The organism is Actinobacillus succinogenes 130Z (assembly GCF_000017245.1).
GTDB classification, from domain to species: domain Bacteria; phylum Pseudomonadota; class Gammaproteobacteria; order Enterobacterales; family Pasteurellaceae; genus Exercitatus; species Exercitatus succinogenes.
The window spans coordinates 1,625,082-1,646,914 of the sequence record NC_009655.1; the positions used below are offsets into that span (position 1 = coordinate 1,625,082).

Consider the following 21,833-nt stretch of genomic DNA (forward strand, 5'->3'; position numbering starts at 1 on the left):
TCATATCAAAAATTCCTTTCATCAATATTATCGGAATATTTACCCATTGCGGACATATCTACCAATGATAATAATGCAAAGTTCGCTGTAAAGAATCTGTCGAAGGTATCGCTCGTTTATTCTCCTGTAATTTTTTTAACGTCAGCAAGAACAACGAATCTACGATGGCATGATAATTCTGCACACTGGCAATTACCGGATTCCGTAATAGCCCTAAAATTTCACTTTCGCCAAAAGTAGCAATCACTAATTTTTCGGGAATAACACGATGTAAATCAACAAATGAAGCCAGAACGCCTTGCAATAAGGTAAGAGATGTGGTGAAAATAGCATCCGGCAACGAATTTCGGGCTAAAAATTCATTAAACGCTATAGCGGATTCCGCTTTATTAAAGGCATTTGCATAGATAAAATCGACCGAATTCACGTCAATATTTTTTTCCGTTAAAGCCTCACGGAACCCCTGTTCACGATCCTGGCTCATCGACAATTCAGGCAATGCCCCCAAAAACAGGATTCGCCGGTAGCTTTGCCGGTTCAAAAAATCCAACGCCAGTTGCTTGGCATCCTGCACATCGTCGGCGTGAATATTGTCAACATTTTTGGCATGAATCTGACGATCAAACCCAATCACCGGTACAGCGGTTTTTTGATAAAAATCAGAATCCGAAGGCAAACTGGTGGATACAATCAACGCGTCAACTTGTCGGTTGAAAAGTTGTTTGGCACATTGCATTTCGTTTTCCGGATTATCATTCGAACAAGTCATGAGCAGTTGATAACCTTGTTCGCGATAACGCGTTTCGAGACAATTAGCAATTTTAGCGTAGCTGATATTTTCAAAGTCAGGAATAATTAAACCGATAGTGTTCGTCCGGCCGGCGCGCAAACCTGCCGCCATCGGATTCGGTTTGAAATCATATTCTTTGATTAAAGCCTGTACCCGTTCAATGGTTTTTTCACTTACCCGGTATTGTTTCGCTTTCCCGTTCACCACATAACTTGCGGTTGTGCGGGAAACGCCCGCTAATTTTGCCAATTCATCTAACTTCATATTCAATCCTTAAATATTAGACCAAAACCTGTTTGAGTATATCATTCCGTTCTTTAAATTGCTGAATCGAGTATTAAAACTTTGATCTTGATCGCAAAAAATCTGGTTTTAATAAAAAATATGTCATTTTTTGACCGCACTTTTAATGCTTCATAAAATAAATAATGAAGAAAAATATACTGAATTTAAATTTTCCCTTTAATGAGAATAAGTTATTTTCTGTCAATATTTCAAGAATAAATTTACTACTTGAAATTTATCGGTTAACCCACTATCTTGTAGCGCAATTTTGAAATTAATCTATATATTGTGTTTAGCAGGTGAATTTTTATGAATAAAACATTGATGGTTACCAAGCGTAACGGCAAACAAGAACCTTTAGATTTGGATAAGTTGCACCGCGTTATTACTTGGGCAGCGGAAGGTTTGCATAATGTATCGGTTTCCCAGGTGGAATTGCGTTCGCACATTCAATTTTACGAAGGTATTCGCACTGCCGATATTCATGAAACCATCATTAAATCTGCGGCGGATTTAATCAGCAAAGATGCGCCTGATTATCAATATTTAGCAGCACGTCTGTCTGTTTTTCATTTGCGTAAAAAAGCATTCGGTCAGTTTGAGCCGCCACATTTATACGAACATGTAAAAAAACTGGTAGAAATGGGTAAATATGATCAAGCGTTACTCACCGATTACGGCCGCGAAGAATGGGAGCAAATGAATGATTTTCTGGATCACTGGCGCGATATGAATTTCTCATATGCGGCAACCAAACAACTGGAAGGAAAATATCTGGTCCAAAACCGTGTCACCGGCGAAATTTACGAATCCGCACAATTTTTATACATTCTGGTGGCAGCCAGCCTGTTTTCGCAATATCCGAAAGCCACCCGTTTAGATTATGTACGTCGTTTTTATGATGCGACATCCTCATTTAAAATTTCATTGCCCACCCCAATTATGGCGGGCGTACGAACACCGACACGCCAATTCAGCTCATGTGTATTAATTGAATGCGGTGATAGTTTGGACTCCATTAATGCTACGGCTTCTGCCATCGTAAAATACGTTTCGCAACGGGCGGGAATCGGGGTTAATGCAGGACAAATCCGTGCCCTGGGCAGTCCGATTCGAGGTGGCGAAGCATTCCACACCGGCTGTATTCCATTCTATAAATATTTCCAAACCGCTGTAAAATCCTGTTCTCAAGGCGGGGTGCGAGGTGGTGCGGCAACAGTCTATTACCCGATTTGGCACTTAGAAGTAGAAAGTTTATTGGTACTGAAAAACAATCGTGGCGTAGAAGACAACCGCGTACGCCATATGGACTACGGTGTTCAAATCAACAAATTGATGTATCAACGCCTGATTAAAGGTGGTGACATCACTCTGTTCAGCCCCTCCGACGTGCCGGGACTTTATGACGCGTTCTTTGCCGATCAAGATAAATTCGAACAGCTTTATGTACAATACGAACAGGATCCGGCAATCCGCAAACGCAGCGTAAAAGCCATTGAATTATTCTCGCTATTAATGCAGGAACGCGCTTCAACCGGTCGCATCTATATCCATAACGTGGATCACACTAACACGCATTCGCCGTTTGACCCGTCAGTGGCACCGGTACGTCAATCCAACTTATGTCTGGAAATCGCATTGCCGACTAAACCGTTACAAAACATCAATGACGAAGATGGGGAAATCGCGTTATGTACGCTTTCCGCCTTTAACTTGGGTAAACTGGAAAATCTAGACGAATTGGATAATCTTGCGGATTTAGCCGTTCGAGCTTTAGACGCTTTATTAGATTATCAGGACTATCCTGTTGCCGCCGCCCGCCGCAGTTCTTTAGGTCGCCGTTCATTAGGTATCGGGGTTATTAACTATGCGTATTATTTGGCGAAAAACAACATGCGTTATTCCAACGGCAGCGCCAATGCATTAACCCACCGTACATTCGAGGCTATTCAATATTACTTGCTGAAAGCCTCTATGAATTTAGCTAAAGAACAAGGTAAATGTGAATTGTTCCACGAAACCCGTTATGCACAAGGCATTTTGCCGATCGACACCTACAAAAAAGATGTAGACGGCTTAACCGATGAGCCTCTGCATTACGACTGGGAAACCTTGCGTGCAGACATTCAGAAATACGGCTTACGCAATTCTACCGTAACGGCATTAATGCCCTCGGAAACCTCCTCTCAAATTTCCAACGCTACCAACGGTATCGAACCGCCTCGCGGGCATATCAGTGTGAAAGCCTCAAAAGACGGTATTTTGAAACAGGTGGTTCCGGATTACGAAAACCTAGGCGAGAACTACGAACTGTTGTGGGATATGCCGACTATGGATGGCTATTTACATTTAGTCGGGATCATGCAGAAATTTGTTGATCAAGCTATTTCCGCTAATACCAACTATGATCCGCAGAGATTCGAAGACGGAAAAGTACCGATGAAAGTCTTGCTGAAAGATCTGCTCACCGCCTATAAATACGGGTTGAAAACGCTATACTATCAAAACACCCGTGACGGTGCGGAAGACGCGCAGGAAGATATGGATGACGGCTGTGCCGGCGGAGCTTGTAAAATTTAATCGTTTTAAAGTGCGGTTAGAATTTCTTGAATTTTATAAAAAATACAAAAATTGAAAATTACTTTAATTTACCATAATAAAAATGCTCTTAACCGTAATAAGTTAAGAGCATTTATGTTTATCGGCCAATTTAACTATCAGGGATAAGGTAAAGCCGCAAACTTAACACCACACATGCGACTACACCAGACAGTACACAAAAATTTATGATTCCATTACGCTTCTAAAGCGCTAATATCCGCAAGATAAATCGCCGGTTTTCCTTCAAAATCACTGCCAAATAAAACCGCTGAATCATCTGGGGTAAATGAAGGATGCGGATGAGTGATTTGACGATCACCGTCAAGTACTTTCCAGGATGAACTATGTTTCGCCAACTTAGTAATACGTTGTTTTCCAATATCGAATAAATATAAAAAAGGATCATTTTCAATATTATAACTATCGCTATCCGCTACATCCACAGGCGAATCACAACCGTCACCGACCAATAAATTCCCATTAAAATTACTCATAAGATGAGAACAAGGCGGCATCGTAATTAATCTTGTATTTTCCAAAGTGTTCGGATCGATACTATAAATCACACGTTCAGTCTGGTCTTTAAAATAAGAAACATAAATCATTTTTGAACCGTCAGGTACCCAAAATTCATGCGTACAAGATTCACCTGTCTGATGTTCTTTGGCTTTACGGACATTCGTACCGTCTTCATTAACAAACCACATTCTGGCATCTACTAAATCATGCGGTCCTTCATGACAAAAACCGATGATACTATCGTCAAACGGACGATAAGTAGGGTGCCCTAACCAAGCATTATCTTGAAGAACGACCTCTAACTCACCGGTTAAAATATCAACTTTAATCAACCGACAGGTCGGATTTGTATGATAGAAGGCTTTAAACTTATCCCAATCCGTTAATGGCTGCCAGCAGGATTTTAATATTTCAATACCTACTAATTTCGTACAATCAGAATTCGCTACCCATGTGCCATAACCTTTCCAATTCTCGTCAACAGTATAAATCACTTTTTCTTCCAAAGTTTCTAAATTAACTTTACGCAAACTTGATTCATTTTTTACATAGAAAAAAGATTTATCGTCATGAGAAATAAAACCGCCGAATGTATTATCCCCTTTTCCCTCGGTCAATTGAGTAGCTTCCTGAGTCTGGAGATCGAGTAAATAGTAATTGCGATTACCGTCAAAATCCCCAGCAAACAGTAATTTGTTACCGTCTTGGGTGAAACATTTTTGATAAAAATAGTTACGATGACAGATCACCTCTTTAGGTGTCAATCGCGTAACTTTTACATTGGTATCTGAATCGACAAACGATTCAAAAGTCAATTGAATCTTTTTTCCTTTAGCCATAATTACAAGTCTCCGTTTATCAAGATAAAGCAATAAACGGGAACGTCCCATTTATTGCAATAAGTTAAATTAATTCTTTATATTTCCGCACTTCGCTTAAGACCGTAGCCCACCGCAAAAATGGCCAATGAACAGCAGGCAAATAACGCTCTGCCCCACAGCGGATTAGGAATAATAATCATCAGCAGAAGGCCTGCCGCCATTAACATAACTAAAATGCTTAGTTTTTTACGTTGCAAACGGTCTATCTCATCTTGACCTTCTTCAGCGATACATTCGGTATCTACATCTTTAAAAAATGCCATTCTTCTTTGTTTATTATCATCCTTCGCTTCATTATAAAATAATGCGGTTAAGCAGAAGAATCCCGCAGTGAAAATTAGATGTGCCGCAATAGTAATAATTACTTTTAATTCGGAAATTTCGCGTTTAGTGAGATCATCAACACCAAACCAACCTGCTACATATTCCGGCGTAAAGATTTTTACCACAGACCATGACACAAACATGCCGAATAATACCGTTGCCCAAGGTGCCCATTTTGGTGTCTTACGGATAATAATACCCAAGAATAGCGGTACTAAAATAGGTGATTGTAATAAGGTCGCAACCTGCATCATTAAATCAAACAAACTTAAGTGTTTTAAGGAATTAAAGAATTGTGCCATTAAGATAACTAAGATACCGTTAATTACACATACGATTTGACCGGTACGTAATAATTCTTTGTCGTCCGCTTTCCCTTTGCGCACTATCGGAGCATAGAAACTGCGAACAAATACACCTGAGTTACGGTTTAAAGCAGAGTCCATAGAAGACATTGTCGCGGCAAATAAACCCGCCATCAGTAAGCCGATGGTACCGGCCGGCATGACATTTTTAGCAAAGACAAGATAGACCGCATCCGATGCTTTTTTACCTAATTGCGGATAAAGAGACGGGGCTTCAGGATAAATAATTGCCGTTACCCAAGGTGGAATAAACCAAATAATTGTACCGATAAGCATTAATAACAACGCAAAGATTGCTGCTTTACTTGCATTTTTAGAATCTTTCGCATTTAAAAAACGATAAGAGTCTTGCATATTATTGATACTTTGCAGTTGTTTAACGATAAAGAAAAGGAAGGTACAAATTAAAATAAGCGGATAATTCATATCCGGACCGGTCACAAAACCACCCGGAAAACGATTAATGATTTCACTCGGACCGCCAATAACTACTAAACCGACAATAGCGCAAGCAACAGAAATAACCGCAACGACGAGCATTTGCACGAAATCCGATGCGACGACACCCCATGCACCGCTTAATAACGAAATCAATAATACTGAAATACCAGTTACATAAATCGTCATAGTAATATCCGCATCAAATACCGCTGAAGCAAACACGGACAACCCGTTTAACCACACACCGGCATTAATGACACTAAGCGGAATAATTACCCAAGTAAAAAATTGTTCATTGCTTTTTCCAAAACGACGACCAACCGCTTCTGTCGGCGTATCTACACGCATTTGTCTAAACCGTCTTGCGAAATACCAATAGGCGCAGGCATAAGCAACCATATTACCGACGAATACGGCGATTACGGATAAGCCGTCATTGAACGCTTTACCTGCCGCACCGGTAAATGTCCATGCGGAAAATTGCGTCATAAAAGCTGTTCCTCCGACCATCCACCAAAGCATTTTACCGCCGCCTCGGAAATAATCGCTTGTACTATTACTTGCCATTTTTTTAAACAATAAGCTGATTGTAATGATTAATGCAAAATAACCAGCCATAACAAGATAATCAATATTCATAATTTTTCTCCAATCTGTTTTAACTATGGGGGTAATTTAACATAGTGAAAAAATAATTAATGTGATCTAGATCTATTTTTGAAACAAAATTTTATTTTTAATGATAAAATATTTTATAAAATAAAACTGCTTTTTATTAATTAAAAATCAACAAAAAAACAGCACATTCATAAATGTGCTGTTTCTCATAATTTTAACTAAAGTGAGCGTAACAGTGCCTGAATTTTCTTCACTTCCTCCAATCCCGAATTATCCTCAGAAAATTTTACATCAGTTAATTTTTGCAATTTTTTTAATACTTCCGATTTTGCTTCAGTCATTGCTGATGTTGTTAAAAATTCATTATTATTCAATATGCTACCATTAACTACATCAATATATTTACTTTCCTGATGAAATCTGAATGAGCGATTATTATTGAAAATACCTTGCTTAGGTCCGTTTTCATACGGGCTCTTTCTGAACAGATAATTAAATCGTTTATTATCGATTGATACATTGTTCTCGACAGTGAAAGTACCCGGATTAAAATTATCGGTAAAGCCATCCATGTTATTACGGAAAGAAATGCTGTTTTTAATAACATGGTTAACAGGTAGACCTTCACCGCCCAATTTAAACCCATTACCTATAGATGCACTTTTACTCGTTAATTTCAATGTCTGTCCATTCATAAAAGAAATCGAATCTTCAATTGTGACTACGCCATTCGGACCGTCTTCCACTTTATTAAATAAATCCCAGCCATCATCTATGTTATGGTGAGAAATACAACGAATAAAGGTATTACCGTCGCCGATTCGCATTTTAGCCGCAAAACCGTCAGCGTTAATTTGTGACTCATCCATATTGTTAAAACTGATACTGTCCGTGACTACATTATAACTTGCCCATAATGGTCTACCGATTTTTTCAGGTGAAGTAATTTGAAAACCTGTATCCGGCGCATCGTGAGTAATAATATGACTAAAATTATTATGACTCCCTTGAACAATTAGACTTGCACCCGCCACTTCAATATTTTCTACATTCCAGAAACTTGCTTGATGCAGAACTTCACCGACAAATTTAACTTTTCCTTCGACGCCTTTTAAGGTTTTAGGTAAACCTTTTAATCCGCTCATAGTCGTATCAAGCGTCACGGAAGCGTATTCACCCGGTTGCAGTTGAATCGTTCCACCCGGAGGTAATAATTCAAGTGCGGTAGTTAAATTCAATGGTTTTTCTATTGAGCCGTCACCCTCGATACTACCGTTTGTTGCAACATATAATAGTTTTGGATTTTTTAACTGATATTTTTCGATACTGAAACTTTGCTCAAATCCGTTTTCTTTTAATTTATTTTCCGGTACAAACCGTACATTTAAATCCGTTTTATGTTGATTGAGCTTTATTTTATGTTGAACATATTCGCCTGCTTTTATAACCGGTGATTTAAATAATGTTTTATTTCCTTGCCGTAAAATAAAAGCTCCGTCATAATTTGCTCTCGCCTGAAAGACATAATCATCGTCAATTGTCTTAGTAGAAGATTCGATATTCACCACTAAAGGCATAGGGTTTGAAGTAAATTTCGCCGCCTCTACTTTTTTTCCATCGGTAAGTTTTAAATCAACATTTTCCACGGTTATTTTTGCATTACGGGAAGCAAAGAACCCTAAATATTGCGTATCCGCATTCTGATTCGCCAGGATCCCCGGATTCACTTTATCTAATGTTTTCTTATACTCCTTACCATTCTGCTTGTAACTCATCACAAAACCCTGTTCATTTTTCTCAAGCGTTAAATGAATAACTTTATTTTCAAAATCAATACCTTCCGAATAGTCTTCTCTTACCAATCTATTACCTGCCGTTCCCCAAGGATCCTTGATACCTTCTCGATAAGAGGCATTAATATTAATTTTACCGTTATGCGCCCTAGTATTACTGCGTAATAAATTCATTACCATATTTGAAGCAGCCGGAAATTCTTCGTATCCTATAGATTGGGGTTCGGCACGAGGTTTACCTACAATATCACGTACCATAATACCGGCACCTTCCTGTCTATTTGGTTTTGCTCCTGTTTCCGGTCCTAATTGTTCCAAATGTACGTCGGCTGAAATAATAAAATTGGTATTAATTGGTAATTCCGTATAATAGTAAGTGACGCCTTCATGGGAGTTTGCCAATTTACCACCTCGACTTTCAATAGTAAATTTAGATGCTAACGCTCCTTCCTGAACGGGGTGGCCATTAACCGTCGTTTTATTTATACCGACTTTTTCCGGCAAAATAGTCGAACCAAAATTAAGATCCGTTGACTGTCCGAATGCTACGCTTTTCCAAATAAGCTCATTTGGGTTAATCGTTGCCGCCATGCTTGATGCTGAAAATAATGTTAAATAAAAAAGTGTTGCCAAATTTTTATTTGTCATAATGTTCTCCTTAAATCTAGAGGATTACTTTTCTTGTTTAATGAATATTGAATAATATAACACAATTTTATTTATAAAAACGTGATCGAGATCTTATTTTGAAACATTATTTTAATAATGTAGACGAGAAGTTTTACATGTGGATATAACAACAAGGAAGATATCGTTGGCTACCTTTTAAAAATCATAAAAATGGGACAAATCATTAAAATGATTGTCCCAAAGACTTTTATGTACATAATCAACCATAAAAGTAGTGCTCAAAAAATATATGCAAATGAAAATTTATTTAATAAAATCTTTTCTCATAGGTGTAAAAGTATCAAGCAGCACACCTTTTTCCAAACACACACATCCGTGTACTACATTCGGTTGCTTATAAAGTACGTCTCCTGCATTAACAATTTTTGTTTCATCGCCGATAGTAAATTCAAAACTACCGGATAATACGTATGTTAATTGCTCATGCGGATGACTATGCAATGCACCTATTGCACCCTGCTCAAAGTGAACTTCAACAGACATAATATTTTCACTGTATGCAAGAATTTTACGTTGCACACCGCCGCCAAGATCTTCTAATGGTATTTCGCAATTATAAACAAACATTTTCTGTTCCCCTATTTAACCAACGACAGTACATCACGAACTAAATGACCAATTTCATCCCATCGTTTGTTCGCAATTAATGATTTCTCTACAAACCACGAACCTCCACAGGCAACAACATTCGGTATGGTCAGATAATCTTGAATATTGTTTATATTAATTCCGCCGGTAGGCATAATTTGTAATTGCTGATAAGGACCTAATAACGCCTTAATCATATTTACCCCGCCAGAGGCTTCAGCTGGGAAGAATTTTACTGTTGTAATACCCAGTTCCAAGGCTCCTTCGATTGCCATCGGATTATTTACACCCGGTATAATCGGAATATTCAATTCCTGGCATAAATGTACAATATTAGGGTTAAATCCTGGAGTTACAATACAATCCGCACCGGCGTTTTTGGCTCTAACTACTTGATCCGGCGTAAGTACCGTGCCGGCAGCAATTAAAATATCAGGGTTATTTTTACGCAATAACCGAATAGCATCTTCAGCTGCGACAGACCGAAAAGTAATTTCCACGACAGGCAATCCGTTTTTAGCTAAAGTAGCGGCTAAGGGTAAAATATCTTCCGCATCATCTAGAGCAATAACAGGAATAATTTTTAACGTTCTCAGTTTTTCGATAATTTGGGTTGTCGTATAAGCCATAATGATTCCTTAATTAAATTCCCGAATTAAATGTTTAGTTGCCTCTTTGTCAATGATAGCGCCTTTATGCTGAATCACTATACCGGCAAGTTTATTTCCTCGTTGGCAGCTCTCAAACAAAGATTTTTGCTGCAAATAACCGTTTAAAAAGCCAGCATTAAAAGCATCGCCTGCCGATGTTGTATCCACAACTTGTCGTACAATTTCAGTAACAACTTGTTGTGTTTCACCATTATGATAAAAAACGGCACCATCTTCACCTGATTTCACTACAATAGTATCAATACCCAATCCAGCTAAACGAGAAATTGTCTGTTGGACGTTTTCATCCTGCCACAAGGATTGCTCGTCATCAAAAGTCACCAAGGCTAAATCCACTAAAGATAATAGGGCTTGATAACAAGCTTGTGTTTGCTGAAGATTATCCCATAATGCCGGACGATAATTGCTGTCAAACGCAATTTTTACTCCCGTCTTTTTCAGATTCTTGAGTTGTTTAATCAACAAAGTGCGGTCATTTTCCGGCAAAATTGCAAGCGAAATTCCGCTTAGATAAATCATATCCACCGTTGCTAATTTCGTCAGTACTTCAGCATAACCTTCATGCTGCAATAAATAACGGGCTGCCGATTGACTCCGCCAATAAAGGAACGTCCGTTCGCCCTTATCATCCAACTGAATTAAATATAATCCCGGCTGGCGTTTTTGGTCTAACAAAACACAATCTGTGTTAATGCCGTCGTCCTGCCAATGCGCCAACATAGCTAAACTCAGATTATCCTTGCCTAGCACCGATACATAAGAAATGTCAACTTGATCCTTTCGAGTAACGCGGGCTAAATAGGTTGCCGTATTTAGGGTATCACCTCCGTAAGTTTGACGCATTTGACCAAAAGGTTTACCGTTCAGCTCAATCATACATTCGCCCAAAATCGCTATTTTTTTCATTATCAAGCCTCAATTGGATTAAACCTACTTAGAACAACTAAGTAGGTTTAATATGGTTGCTATCTTGCTAATACTTCACGAACAAAGGCTTCGATTTCTTTATCCTGACAATTTTCGAAGAAACATTGTTGGAAACGTTCGCCGCTGACTGCAGTTTTCACCAATTCAGGGTCAATTGCACGTAAAGTGTCCAAGTAATTATCTTTCGCTACCGCTTTTTTCACTTCATTCAAAATACCCGCATTACGTACCTGCGGTTCTTTGCGGTCAACCGGATAACCTTCACCGCGAATGCCGGTAAAAGCTTTTTCAAACATGTAGCGAACGTTTAATTCGGCGCCCCAGCCAAAACCTTTGGCAAAGGCCAAAGCAAGCGCATTACCGTTATTAATCTGACAGAATAAAAACGCATCCGCCGGATCAAGGCAATATCCGCATACAACACCGGGATGTAAATTAAGCGACATCATTGCCCCCTGTCCTGTGCCGCAGCCGGTTACCACAAAGTCCACGGCTTTAGAGTTAAGCAAAATACTTGCCATAATACCTAAATGAATATAAGTTAAGTGATGGTCGTTTTCATTAGCCATTCCGACATTAAATACCGAATAACCTTTAGAATCCACAACATCTTTCAGCTCTTTTAACACTACGGCATTTTTTGCCGCTTGGCTGTTTTCCATCATTAATGCAATTTTCATACTGATTTCCTTATTTAAATAATAAATTCTTTTAATTCGATTAACGCGCTAACCAACCGCCGTCAACCGCGACGGTATAACCGTTTACATAATCACCGGCTGCGGAAGCCAGAAATACGCAAGGTCCCACTAAATCACTCGGCGTACCCCAACGGCCTGCCGGAATACGATCTAAAATTTCTTTGCTGCGGGTTTCATCCGCACGCAATGCCGCTGTATTATCCGTTGCCATATAGCCCGGTGCGACGGCATTTACATTAATATTGTATTTTGCCCACTCGTTTGCCATTGCCCGAGTTATTCCCATAATCGCACTTTTTGATGCCGTATACGAAGGCACACGAATACCGCCTTGGAAAGAAAGCATTGATGCCACGTTAATGATTTTACCGCCATGACCTTGGGCAATAAATTGTTTAGCTACAAGTTGAGAAAGAAAGAATACCGTTTTTAAATTAATATTAATTACGTCGTCCCAGTTTTGTTCGGAAAAATCAATAGCATCTTCACGACGGATAATACCGGCATTATTTACTAAAATATCAATTTTACCAAAAACACCTACTGCTTTTTCTACGATGTCGGCAAGCCCTTCTTGTTTCATCAAATTCGCTTCGATATTAACAAACTTACGCCCCGTAGCTTCGATTTTTTCCTTGGTTTCCAAAGGTTCAACAAGGTTAATTCCGACGATATCACAACCGGACTGAGCCAAGCCCAAAGCCATGCCTTGTCCTAAACCGGTATTACAACCGGTTACAAGCGCAACCTTTCCTGTTAAATCAAATAAATTCATATAAATTCTCCTATATAGAATATGAATATTAAAGTTATAAACAACATAACTTTTGCCTTTGTTTGACTGCATTATAATACAATAAAAATATTTTGCAATATTTCTGAAATACAATTTCAATTTTAATCAGATATAATATAGATACATTTTTTAAACATTATTATTTGTGGTATGATGTAGAGGACTGATTATTGAACATTAGCATACAAACAATAGGGAAAATTATTATGGAAAAAGGAAACCAGCCCGAAGCGGTCTCTTCCGTACTAAAAGTTTTTGGTATCATCGAAGCCCTCGCAGAACAAAAAGAAATAGGCATTACGGAACTTGCCCAGCGTCTTATGATGTCCAAAAGTACTACTTACCGTTTTTTACAAACCATGAAAATACTAGGATTCGTTACACAAGAAGGGGAAACAGAAAAATATAGCCTAACGTTAAAACTCTTTGAAGTTGGTGCCAAAGCGTTAGAATATGTCGATATCATTGCTTTAGCCAATCAGGAAATGTCCTATATCTCCAAACAAACTAATGAAACGCTACATTTAGGAACATTAGACGGTTCTGAAATTATCTATCTACATAAAATTGACTCCAGTTATAACCTAAGAATGTATTCCCGCATTGGACGCAGAAACCCAACTTATAGTACGGCAATAGGTAAAGTATTACTTTCCGGATTCAGCGATAAAGAAATAAAATCCTTATTAGCCGATGTTACGTTTGTCAAACATACGGATAAAACACTAGAAAATATCACCCAGCTTATTCGGGAGATAGAAACAGTCCGTCAGCAGCACTACGCCGAAGATAATGAAGAACAAGAACCCGGTTTACGTTGTATCGGGGCGCCAATTTATAATCGTTTTGGACGAATTATCGCCGGTCTTTCTATTTCGATTCCGACTATCCGTTTTGAAGAAGAAAAATTACCCTACTTAGTAAATTTGTTACAAACGGCCGGTAAAAACATTTCGGAACAACTAGGTTATCATGATTATCCGGCTATTCTACCGGTAGAATAATGATTGATTCAGATATAAAAAAACCGCAATTTTAATCTGCCCCCAAAAGTTGGACTAAACCACCAACTGATTAAGGTGCAGATTTTTTATGACAATAATATAACCATACATTCACGACTATATCCGTTATTTTAATGAAGAACGGATATGGTTAAAATTAAAAGGACTGAACCCTATTGAATATAGGAAACAGCCCTTCAAATAATAGTCTAACTTTTCGGCGTCAGATCATTTTTTTATGCGGTTTTATTAATATCTGCGCTAAAATCAGAAGTACACACGTAGTCCCAGAGCAATACGTTTTTCTTTTTCAATCGTATTACCGGATTGTTTGGTTTTGAAAGAACCACCTTCTAAATACGTAATAACACGTTTATTAAATTGGTGATCCGCCCCCAAAAACCAACCTCTGTATTTACTATCCTCCTTGCCCGCAATTTCACCTACTCCCCATAGATATTCGGCATATACGTTATTTTTATCGGTAACGGAATATTTAGTCCCGACTTCAAATAAATTAAGTTTTTCAAATTTACTGTTACCGACACGGAATTTAAAGTCTTTTTTACCTTCGGGCGATTTACCTCTGGTCCAGTCAAATCCCACAGCAACTTTCTCATAAGCCAATTGCAATGAAGTACTGATAGATTTTTTATCATATTCATCTTTGGCTAAAGTTCCGCTTTTTTGCTGTGCGTAACCCAAAGCGCCTTTAACATTGATACCGGAGAATTTATTATTGTAAAAAATAGCTGCCTCATAACCTTGGTTTTTATCGGCTAATTCACGACCGTCGTCATCATATTTCGTTGCCGTACCGAATATATAGTCGGCACCGAAACGGAAACCATAAAAATCACTGGTTAATAGACGAACCGCTTTATCTCCGTCTTTAGGCATCATAGTGATTTTACCTAATTCATAAGTAAAGTTAGAATAACCGATGCTGTCCCCTAATAAAGCCTGTTTACCAAATGTCAACGTACCATATTGATGTTGAAAACCGCCATATAAACGTTTGGTATATATTTGATTACCGATATCACCGTCTTTGGTAAATCGAATTTCAAGATTCGCTAATGCTTTAAAGCCACCGCCAATATCTTGATAACCATGAATTCTCACCCGTGATCCTCGGTCGATAAGATCCGTTCTTTTGTTTGTTCGATTAATTAATTCAAATGATGCCCTGCCGTCTAAATTAAGTTTTGCACCGTCACTGTTATATATCGTGGCAGCACCTACAACATTTGAATAACATGCCGCTACCGTTACTACTGTAAGGAGTGTTTTTTTCATACTTAGCCCACCTTAGGTTGTTTAAACAAATTGATATCCCATGAACGTGCACTGAATTTAAAAAGAAACTTTAAATATGTCAAATTTCACGAAAACACAAAAGTCCTTAAATATCAATATGTTATAAAATTGAAATATGGTTTTAAAATGTGATCGAAATCACATTTTTAAAAAAAACATCAATTAATTAAATTTTTAAAACAAAAATTAACCCATTGATTTAATTAAAAAAACAATTAAATATTAAAATTCAGTTTCATTTATTTTTAATTAAAATTACTTTTAATGAAACAAAATTTCATTTTTGTGATCCACATCACAATATCGGGGCATATTTACGATAAAAGGGACAGGCATATTGAAAAGCGACATTCAAATATGTAAAACAGAACCCTGAAAAATCAAATTTATTTTATGCAAATTTATCAAAAACTCCTTTACTTTTTTGTACTAGTTAACTAGTATGATCGGCATAATCTTTTACACAAAGGAAGAGTTATGTCGGACACTATTTTAAATCCTTATTTTGGTGAATTCGGGGGCATGTATGTGCCGGAAATTTTAGTTCCTGTATTACAACAATTAGAAAAAGCATTCGTGGAAGCCCGAAACGATCCGGATTTTCAACAAGAATTTCAAGATTTACTTAAAAATTATGCTGGTCGCCCCACAGCGTTGACACTCTGTCGTAACCTCACTAAAGGCACGAAAACTAAACTGTATCTCAAACGAGAAGACTTACTGCACGGCGGCGCTCATAAAACAAATCAGGTACTTGGGCAAATTTTACTTGCCAAACGCATGGGAAAAACACGCATTATTGCGGAAACCGGTGCAGGTCAGCACGGTGTTGCTACAGCGCTCGCCTGCGCCATGTTGGATATGCCTTGTCGCGTATACATGGGTTCAAAAGATGTGGAACGTCAATCACCGAATGTGTTTCGTATGCGTTTAATGGGAACCGAAGTGGTTCCCGTAGAAAAAGGTTCCTGTTCGTTAAAAGATGCCTGCTGTGAAGCTATGCGAGATTGGTCCGCCAATTACGAAAACACCCATTATTTACTGGGAACGGCGGCAGGTCCGCATCCTTTTCCTACCATTGTACGCGAATTCCAAAAAATGATCGGAGAAGAAACTAAACGTCAGATTCTTGAAAAAGAAGGATGCCTGCCTGATGCTGTAATTGCCGCAGTAGGCGGCGGTTCGAATGCCATCGGCATGTTTACCGATTTCATTGATGAAACTAATGTACGGTTAATCGGCGTAGAACCGGCAGGAAAAGGTATTGAAACCGGCGAACACGGTGCGCCGCTGAAACATGGTAAAACCGGTATTTATTTCGGTATGAAATCCCCGATTATGCAGACCGAGGACGGACAAATTGAAGAATCTTACAGTATTTCCGCAGGGCTTGACTTCCCTTCCGTCGGGCCTCAACATGCCTATCTGAATTCCATCGGGCGGGCCGAATACCCAAGCATTACCGATGACGAAGCCCTTGCCGCATTCAAGGAATTAGCCAAACACGAAGGCATTATTCCGGCATTGGAAAGTTCCCATGCCTTGGCGCAAGCACTGAAAATGATAAAATCAAATCCCGAGAAAGAACAACTGTTGGTGGTGAATTTATCCGGTCGCGGCGATAAAGATATTTTTACCGTCGATAAAATTTTACGCGCAAAAGGAGAACTGTAATGTCCCGTTTCGATACCTTATTTGCTCAATTACAAGCTAAAAACGAAGGTGCTTTCGTTCCGTTCGTTACCCTTTGCGACCCCGATTTCGACCGTTCTTTCGACATCATTTGTACCTTAGCGGATAACGGTGCCGATGCACTGGAACTGGGTTTTCCGTTCTCCGATCCATTGCTAGACGGTCCGGTTATTCAAGCCGCCAACAATCGTGCATTAAATGCCGGTTGCAGTACTGAGAAAAGCTTTCGATTACTGGCAAAAGTGCGGTCAAAATATCCGGAAATTCCGATCAGTTTGCTGCTTTGCGCCAACTTAATTTATGCGCAAACCCTCGATAAATTCTACCAACGATGTGCGGAAGCGGGCGTAGATGCCGTATTGGTGGCGGATATTCCGTTGCTTGCCTGTAAAGATTATGTAACTGCTGCGAAAAAACACGGAATTCAACCGGTCTTTATCTGTCCGCCGAATGCCGATGAAAAAACCGTTGCCGGCGTGGCAAGCCACACAGAAGGTTATACTTATTTGGTTTCCCGTGCAGGCGTCACCAGTGCGGAAAACCAATCTCATGCCGCAAATTTAGATACGTTAGTCGAACGGTTAAAAGCCCATAATGCCGCGCCGATTTTGCAAGGATTCGGCATCGCCAGACCGGAACAGGTTAAACAAGCCTTAACATTAGGTACGTCCGGGGCGATATCCGGTTCCGCCACGGTGAAAATTATTGAAAAAAATCTGGATAACCACCCTGCTTGTTTGCAGGAATTAGCTCGATTTACACGTGAAATGAAAGCGGCGACGCACGTCTGACGGCATAAAAGTGCGGTCGAATTTTTGATCGTTTTTTATTTATTCATCTCTAATCCGTTAAGGCGAATGGAATCCATTCGCCTTTCTATTTTATTAAAACTCAAGTAAAATACTCGGACAAATTTTTTCTAATTTAAGGCAACAACTCATGGCATATACCACTTTCTCCCAAAATAAAAACGATCAACTTCTCGAACCCATGTTTTTCGGGCAAAACGTCAACGTCGCACGCTATGACCAACAAAAATACGAAACCTTTGAAAAACTGATTGAAAAACAACTCTCCTTCTTTTGGCGTCCGGAAGAAGTGGACGTATCGCAAGACCGCATCGACTACGCTGCACTGCCTGATCACGAAAAACACATTTTTATCAGTAACTTAAAATATCAAACCTTATTGGATTCCATCCAAGGACGTAGTCCGAATGTGGCGTTATTACCTTTAGTTTCAATTCCGGAATTGGAAACCTGGATTGAAACCTGGACATTCAGCGAAACGATTCACAGCCGCTCCTACACTCACATTATTCGCAATATTGTGAATGATCCGAGCATTGTGTTTGATGACATCGTCACTAATGAAGAAATCATCAAACGGGCAAAAGATATTTCCGCTTACTATGATGATTTAATTCGCGACAGCCAACTTTACAGCTTATACGGTGAAGGCACTTATCAGGTTGACGGCAAAGAATGCGCGGTTACTTTACGCAATCTGAAAAAACGTTTATACCTGTGTTTAATGAGCGTTAACGCCTTGGAGGCCATCCGTTTCTATGTGTCGTTCGCCTGTTCTTTCGCCTTTGCCGAGCGCCAATTAATGGAAGGCAACGCCAAAATTATTAAATTTATCGCACGCGACGAAGCCTTGCACTTAACCGGTACACAACACATTCTGAACATTATGGCCGCCGGTCAGGACGATCCGGAAATGGCCGAAATTGCGGAAGAATGCAAACAGGAAGCCTACGATTTATTTGTGGCGGCAGCGGAACAGGAAAAAGCCTGGGCAGATTATTTATTTAAAGACGGTTCCATGATCGGCTTAAATAAAGATATTTTGGTTCAATATGTAGAATACATCACTAATATCCGCATGCAGGCGGTAGGTTTGCCATTGCCGTTCGAAGCGCGTTCCAACCCGATTCCTTGGATTAACGCTTGGTTGGTGTCTGACAATGTTCAAGTCGCACCGCAGGAAGTGGAAGTCAGTTCTTATCTTGTCGGGCAAATCGACTCAAAAGTGGATGCCGACGATTTCGGCGATTTTGATCTGTAATCCCATTTGACAAAAGTGCGGTCGAAAATTTTTTGATTTTCCGACCGCACTTTGATCTTTTTAACTATTATGAAAATCTATCGAGTTCATTTAACACTAACCGATTCGGTTATTACACATTCCAATCGTACGTCCTTGCTCGCGACGCTGGAAGCAAATAATGTGCGCCATGAATATCAATGTCGTTCAGGTTATTGCGGCGCCTGTCGAACAAAGATCAAAAAAGGCAAGGTGTCCTATAAAGAAACGCCCCTTGCCTTTATGAATCCTGGTGAAATTCTACTCTGTTGTTGTCAGTTAGAATCCGATGTGGAATTGGAATTATAGCCTTTTACCACCAGCTCAATACTTTCATCCAAGTACCGCCGACACCAAACCAAATAGCTAAGGATAGTAACGAAACCACAAAACTCACACCCCACCACTGACCGGCCGTATTATAACCGGATCCGAATAATGCCGGCCCCGGACCGCCCGCATACTGCGTCAAACTCATGGATAAAGTCGATGTGTAGCCCAACCCGATTGCGGCAATCATCGGCGGTGTGCCTACGGCAATAGCCGCGGCTACGAACGCTAAGTACATGGCGGAAATATGTGCCATGGCAGAAGCGAAAAAGTAACGAGTATAAAAGTACACCAGCACTAAAACGGAAAAAGCAATCGGCCAATCCAATGTCCCGACAAATGACGAGATATGGGTTGAAATCCATGCGATAGCGCCGTATTTATTTAACGCATTCGCCATCATCACCAACACCGCAAACCAAAACATAGTGTCCCATGCCGTAGTTTCCGATACAATATTTTTCCAACTCATAATATTGGTTAACAGCAAAATCACCAAGCCGATAAATGCAGAAACCGTTGCGGAAATGTGGAAAGCCAAATCCCCCACCGTCCACAGGAATAACAATAAAATAAAATCTAAAGCCAGAATCCATTCCGCTTTACGCATCGGTCCCATATTTTTCAGTTCGTTACGCGCCATTTCCGCCATTTTCGGTGTATCTTTCAGTTCAGGCGGATAGATAAGATACACAAAATAAGGCAGCACGATTAAACTGACAATGCCCGGAACGATAGCTCCTAAAAACCATGTCATCCATGAAATAGTGACGCCCTGTGATTGAGCCAGTTCCGCAATTAGCGGGTTACCCGCCATAGCGGTTAAAAACATGGTACAGACAATGGTATCGATCTGGGAAACCGCAATAGCTAAAAACGCCCCCGCCCGTCTTGCCGTCGACCCGGGTTTGGAATCATAAGCATCGGCGATGGACTGCATAATCGGATACATAATGCCTCCGCCACGGGCAGATGCAGATGGAATACCGGGACCGATAACCACATCCGCAAGCGCTATACCGTAAGCCACGCCCATCATTTTTTTACCGAAACGGGCGACGAAATATAAAGCGATACGTTTACCCAACCCGGTTTTAATCACCGCACGGGATAAAAACATCGCAATACCGATTAGCCAAATAGTACCGTTAGAAAAACCGGATAACATACCCACATCACCCTGTTTGGCCGAAAGCGGCGTTAATCCGGTTAATCCGCTGATCACTAATGCGACCAAAGTAGCCGCTCCCATCGGCATGGCTTTAGCGATAATAGCAACAATAGTTGCAACGAATAACGCCAGCATTCCCCAAGCTTTCGTACTTAATCCTTCAGGCGTCGGAATCGCCCAAATGACAAGGCCGACAATAATGGCAATTAATAATCCCTGCCATTTAAAATTGAGTTTCACCTCAACTTTTGGGATAGGAGTTGAACTTTCCATATGAATTCTCTGTGTTTGCTCGTTAAAAATAAAAAAGGGAATACACGCGGCATTCCCTTTTGTCGTTCTTAGACTATTTTCCTTAATAGCGAAATAAATTTAGCATAACTCAGTATGAGTTTGAATAAAATTTAACGTTTTATTTAATCGGTTAGAGGTTATTTAAATCCAATACATCCGTCATATCAAACAAACCTTGTTTTTTATCGGCAATCCATTTTGCCGCTCGCACGGCACCGTTGGCAAAAGTCATACGACTGGACGCTTTATGCGCAATTTCCACTCGTTCGCCGATGTCAGCGAACCAAACGGTATGCTCACCCACGACATCGGCCGCACGAATGGTGGAAAAACCGATTTCATCACGTTTACGTTCGCCGGTAATACCTTCACGGCAAAATACGCCGTGGGTTTTCAAGTCACGTCCCAGGGTTTTGGCAATATGTTCGCCCATAGATAACGCCGTTCCGGAAGGTGCGTCTACTTTGTGACGATGATGGGCTTCGATAATTTCGATATCGCAATAATCGCCCATGACTTTTGCCGCTTTTTCTAACAGCTTGAACACCAAATTCACGCCTACGCTATAGTTAGAGGCAAATACGATCCCGATTTTCTCCGCCGCCGCTTTAATTGCCGCTTTACCTGCGTCATCAAACCCGGTAGTGCCTAAAATCACATTTTTGCCTTTTGCCGCACAACAGGCTAAATGTTCAAGGGAACCTTCCGGACGGGTAAAATCGATCAATACGTCAAAATTATCGGCACGATCAGTAAGACTTTCTTCCACCGTCACACCGATATGACCGATTCCCGCTAATTCACCGGCATCGGAACCGATTAACGAAGAGCCTTTGCGTTCAAATGCCGCACTCAATTCTACGCCTTCGGCGGCATGTATCGCCTGAATAAGCTGGCGTCCCATACGACCGCCCGCTCCAACTACACCAATTCTTAATGTCATG

18 protein-coding genes and 1 pseudogene are annotated in these 21,833 nt (G+C 40.0%); 7 read left to right on the forward strand and 12 right to left on the reverse strand.

Annotated elements, in window-relative coordinates; all coding sequences use genetic code 11:
• Positions 1–58: 58 nt before the first annotated feature.
• Positions 59–1,054: a catabolite repressor/activator gene (gene cra / locus ASUC_RS07630; RefSeq protein ID WP_012073201.1), complete on the reverse strand. Its 996-nt coding sequence runs from the start codon at positions 1,052–1,054 to the stop codon at positions 59–61.
• Between the two features lie 330 nt (positions 1,055–1,384).
• On the opposite strand from cra, the gene nrdA reads away from it, so the two are divergent.
• On the forward strand, positions 1,385–3,655 hold the full coding sequence (gene nrdA, locus ASUC_RS07635) for a class 1a ribonucleoside-diphosphate reductase subunit alpha (protein WP_012073202.1): 2,271 nt from the start codon (positions 1,385–1,387) through the stop codon (positions 3,653–3,655).
• Between the two features lie 215 nt (positions 3,656–3,870).
• On the opposite strand, the gene ASUC_RS07640 is transcribed toward nrdA, so the two are convergent.
• The 8 genes from ASUC_RS07640 to kduD form a co-directional block, all read right to left on the reverse strand.
• On the reverse strand, positions 3,871–5,034 hold the full coding sequence (locus tag ASUC_RS07640; RefSeq protein WP_012073203.1) for an oligogalacturonate lyase family protein: 1,164 nt from the start codon (positions 5,032–5,034) through the stop codon (positions 3,871–3,873).
• Between the two features lie 77 nt (positions 5,035–5,111).
• On the reverse strand, positions 5,112–6,845 hold the full coding sequence (locus tag ASUC_RS07645; protein ID WP_012073204.1) for a sodium:solute symporter family protein: 1,734 nt from the start codon (positions 6,843–6,845) through the stop codon (positions 5,112–5,114).
• Between the two features lie 197 nt (positions 6,846–7,042).
• Positions 7,043–9,265 carry a right-handed parallel beta-helix repeat-containing protein gene (locus ASUC_RS07650; RefSeq protein WP_012073205.1) on the reverse strand — a complete coding sequence of 741 codons (2,223 nt, stop codon included), beginning with the start codon at positions 9,263–9,265 and terminating at the stop codon, positions 7,043–7,045.
• A 285-nt stretch (positions 9,266–9,550) separates the two neighbouring features.
• Positions 9,551–9,874, reverse strand: coding sequence for a cupin domain-containing protein (locus ASUC_RS07655; RefSeq protein WP_012073206.1), 324 nt, complete (start codon positions 9,872–9,874; stop codon positions 9,551–9,553).
• Between the two features lie 11 nt (positions 9,875–9,885).
• Positions 9,886–10,524: a bifunctional 4-hydroxy-2-oxoglutarate aldolase/2-dehydro-3-deoxy-phosphogluconate aldolase gene (locus ASUC_RS07660; RefSeq protein WP_012073207.1), complete on the reverse strand. Its 639-nt coding sequence runs from the start codon at positions 10,522–10,524 to the stop codon at positions 9,886–9,888.
• A 9-nt stretch (positions 10,525–10,533) separates the two neighbouring features.
• Entirely contained in the window at positions 10,534–11,472 is a 939-nt protein-coding gene (locus tag ASUC_RS07665) for a sugar kinase (protein ID WP_012073208.1), read from the reverse strand.
• A 59-nt stretch (positions 11,473–11,531) separates the two neighbouring features.
• A complete protein-coding gene (locus tag ASUC_RS07670; RefSeq protein WP_012073209.1) occupies positions 11,532–12,173 on the reverse strand; it encodes an RpiB/LacA/LacB family sugar-phosphate isomerase in 642 nt (213 codons plus the stop codon).
• Positions 12,174–12,213: 40 nt separating this feature from the next.
• The gene (kduD, locus tag ASUC_RS07675) at positions 12,214–12,969 is read right to left on the reverse strand and encodes a 2-dehydro-3-deoxy-D-gluconate 5-dehydrogenase KduD (protein ID WP_012073210.1); all 756 of its coding nucleotides are present in this window, start codon (positions 12,967–12,969) and stop codon (positions 12,214–12,216) included.
• Positions 12,970–13,196: 227 nt separating this feature from the next.
• Between kduD and kdgR the strand changes: the two genes are divergently transcribed.
• Together kdgR and ASUC_RS11400 are read left to right on the forward strand one after the other, a co-directional pair.
• A complete protein-coding gene (gene kdgR / locus ASUC_RS07680; protein WP_012073211.1) occupies positions 13,197–13,994 on the forward strand; it encodes a DNA-binding transcriptional regulator KdgR in 798 nt (265 codons plus the stop codon).
• Positions 13,995–14,103: 109 nt separating this feature from the next.
• A pseudogene (locus tag ASUC_RS11400) lies at positions 14,104–14,199 on the forward strand (IS3 family transposase); the annotation flags it as partial.
• A 62-nt stretch (positions 14,200–14,261) separates the two neighbouring features.
• On the opposite strand, the gene ASUC_RS07685 reads toward ASUC_RS11400, so the two are convergent.
• Positions 14,262–15,293 (reverse strand): porin, encoded by a 1,032-nt coding sequence (locus ASUC_RS07685; RefSeq protein WP_012073212.1) that lies wholly within the window; start codon positions 15,291–15,293, stop codon positions 14,262–14,264.
• A gap of 498 nt (positions 15,294–15,791) precedes the next feature.
• On the opposite strand from ASUC_RS07685, the gene trpB reads away from it, so the two are divergent.
• The 4 genes from trpB to yfaE all read left to right on the forward strand — a co-directional run bounded on the left by trpB (position 15,792) and on the right by yfaE (position 19,403).
• On the forward strand, positions 15,792–16,988 hold the full coding sequence (gene trpB, locus ASUC_RS07690; RefSeq protein ID WP_012073213.1) for a tryptophan synthase subunit beta: 1,197 nt from the start codon (positions 15,792–15,794) through the stop codon (positions 16,986–16,988).
• Entirely contained in the window at positions 16,988–17,797 is an 810-nt protein-coding gene (gene trpA, locus ASUC_RS07695; RefSeq protein WP_012073214.1) for a tryptophan synthase subunit alpha, read from the forward strand. The genes trpB and trpA overlap by 1 nt, the downstream gene beginning before the upstream one ends.
• 148 nt (positions 17,798–17,945) lie before the next feature.
• Positions 17,946–19,076: a class Ia ribonucleoside-diphosphate reductase subunit beta gene (gene nrdB / locus ASUC_RS07700; protein ID WP_012073215.1), complete on the forward strand. Its 1,131-nt coding sequence runs from the start codon at positions 17,946–17,948 to the stop codon at positions 19,074–19,076.
• Positions 19,077–19,145: 69 nt separating this feature from the next.
• A complete protein-coding gene (gene yfaE, locus ASUC_RS11155) occupies positions 19,146–19,403 on the forward strand; it encodes a class I ribonucleotide reductase maintenance protein YfaE (protein ID WP_012073216.1) in 258 nt (85 codons plus the stop codon).
• 4 nt (positions 19,404–19,407) lie between these two features.
• Here the strand turns inward: yfaE and ASUC_RS07705 are convergent, their stop codons facing one another.
• On the reverse strand, positions 19,408–20,868 hold the full coding sequence (locus tag ASUC_RS07705) for a DASS family sodium-coupled anion symporter (protein WP_012073217.1): 1,461 nt from the start codon (positions 20,866–20,868) through the stop codon (positions 19,408–19,410).
• Positions 20,869–21,019: 151 nt separating this feature from the next.
• Positions 21,020–21,832, reverse strand: a complete 813-nt coding sequence (dapB, locus tag ASUC_RS07710; protein WP_012073218.1) for a 4-hydroxy-tetrahydrodipicolinate reductase — start codon at positions 21,830–21,832, stop codon at positions 21,020–21,022.
• Between the last annotated feature and the right edge of the window lies 1 nt (position 21,833).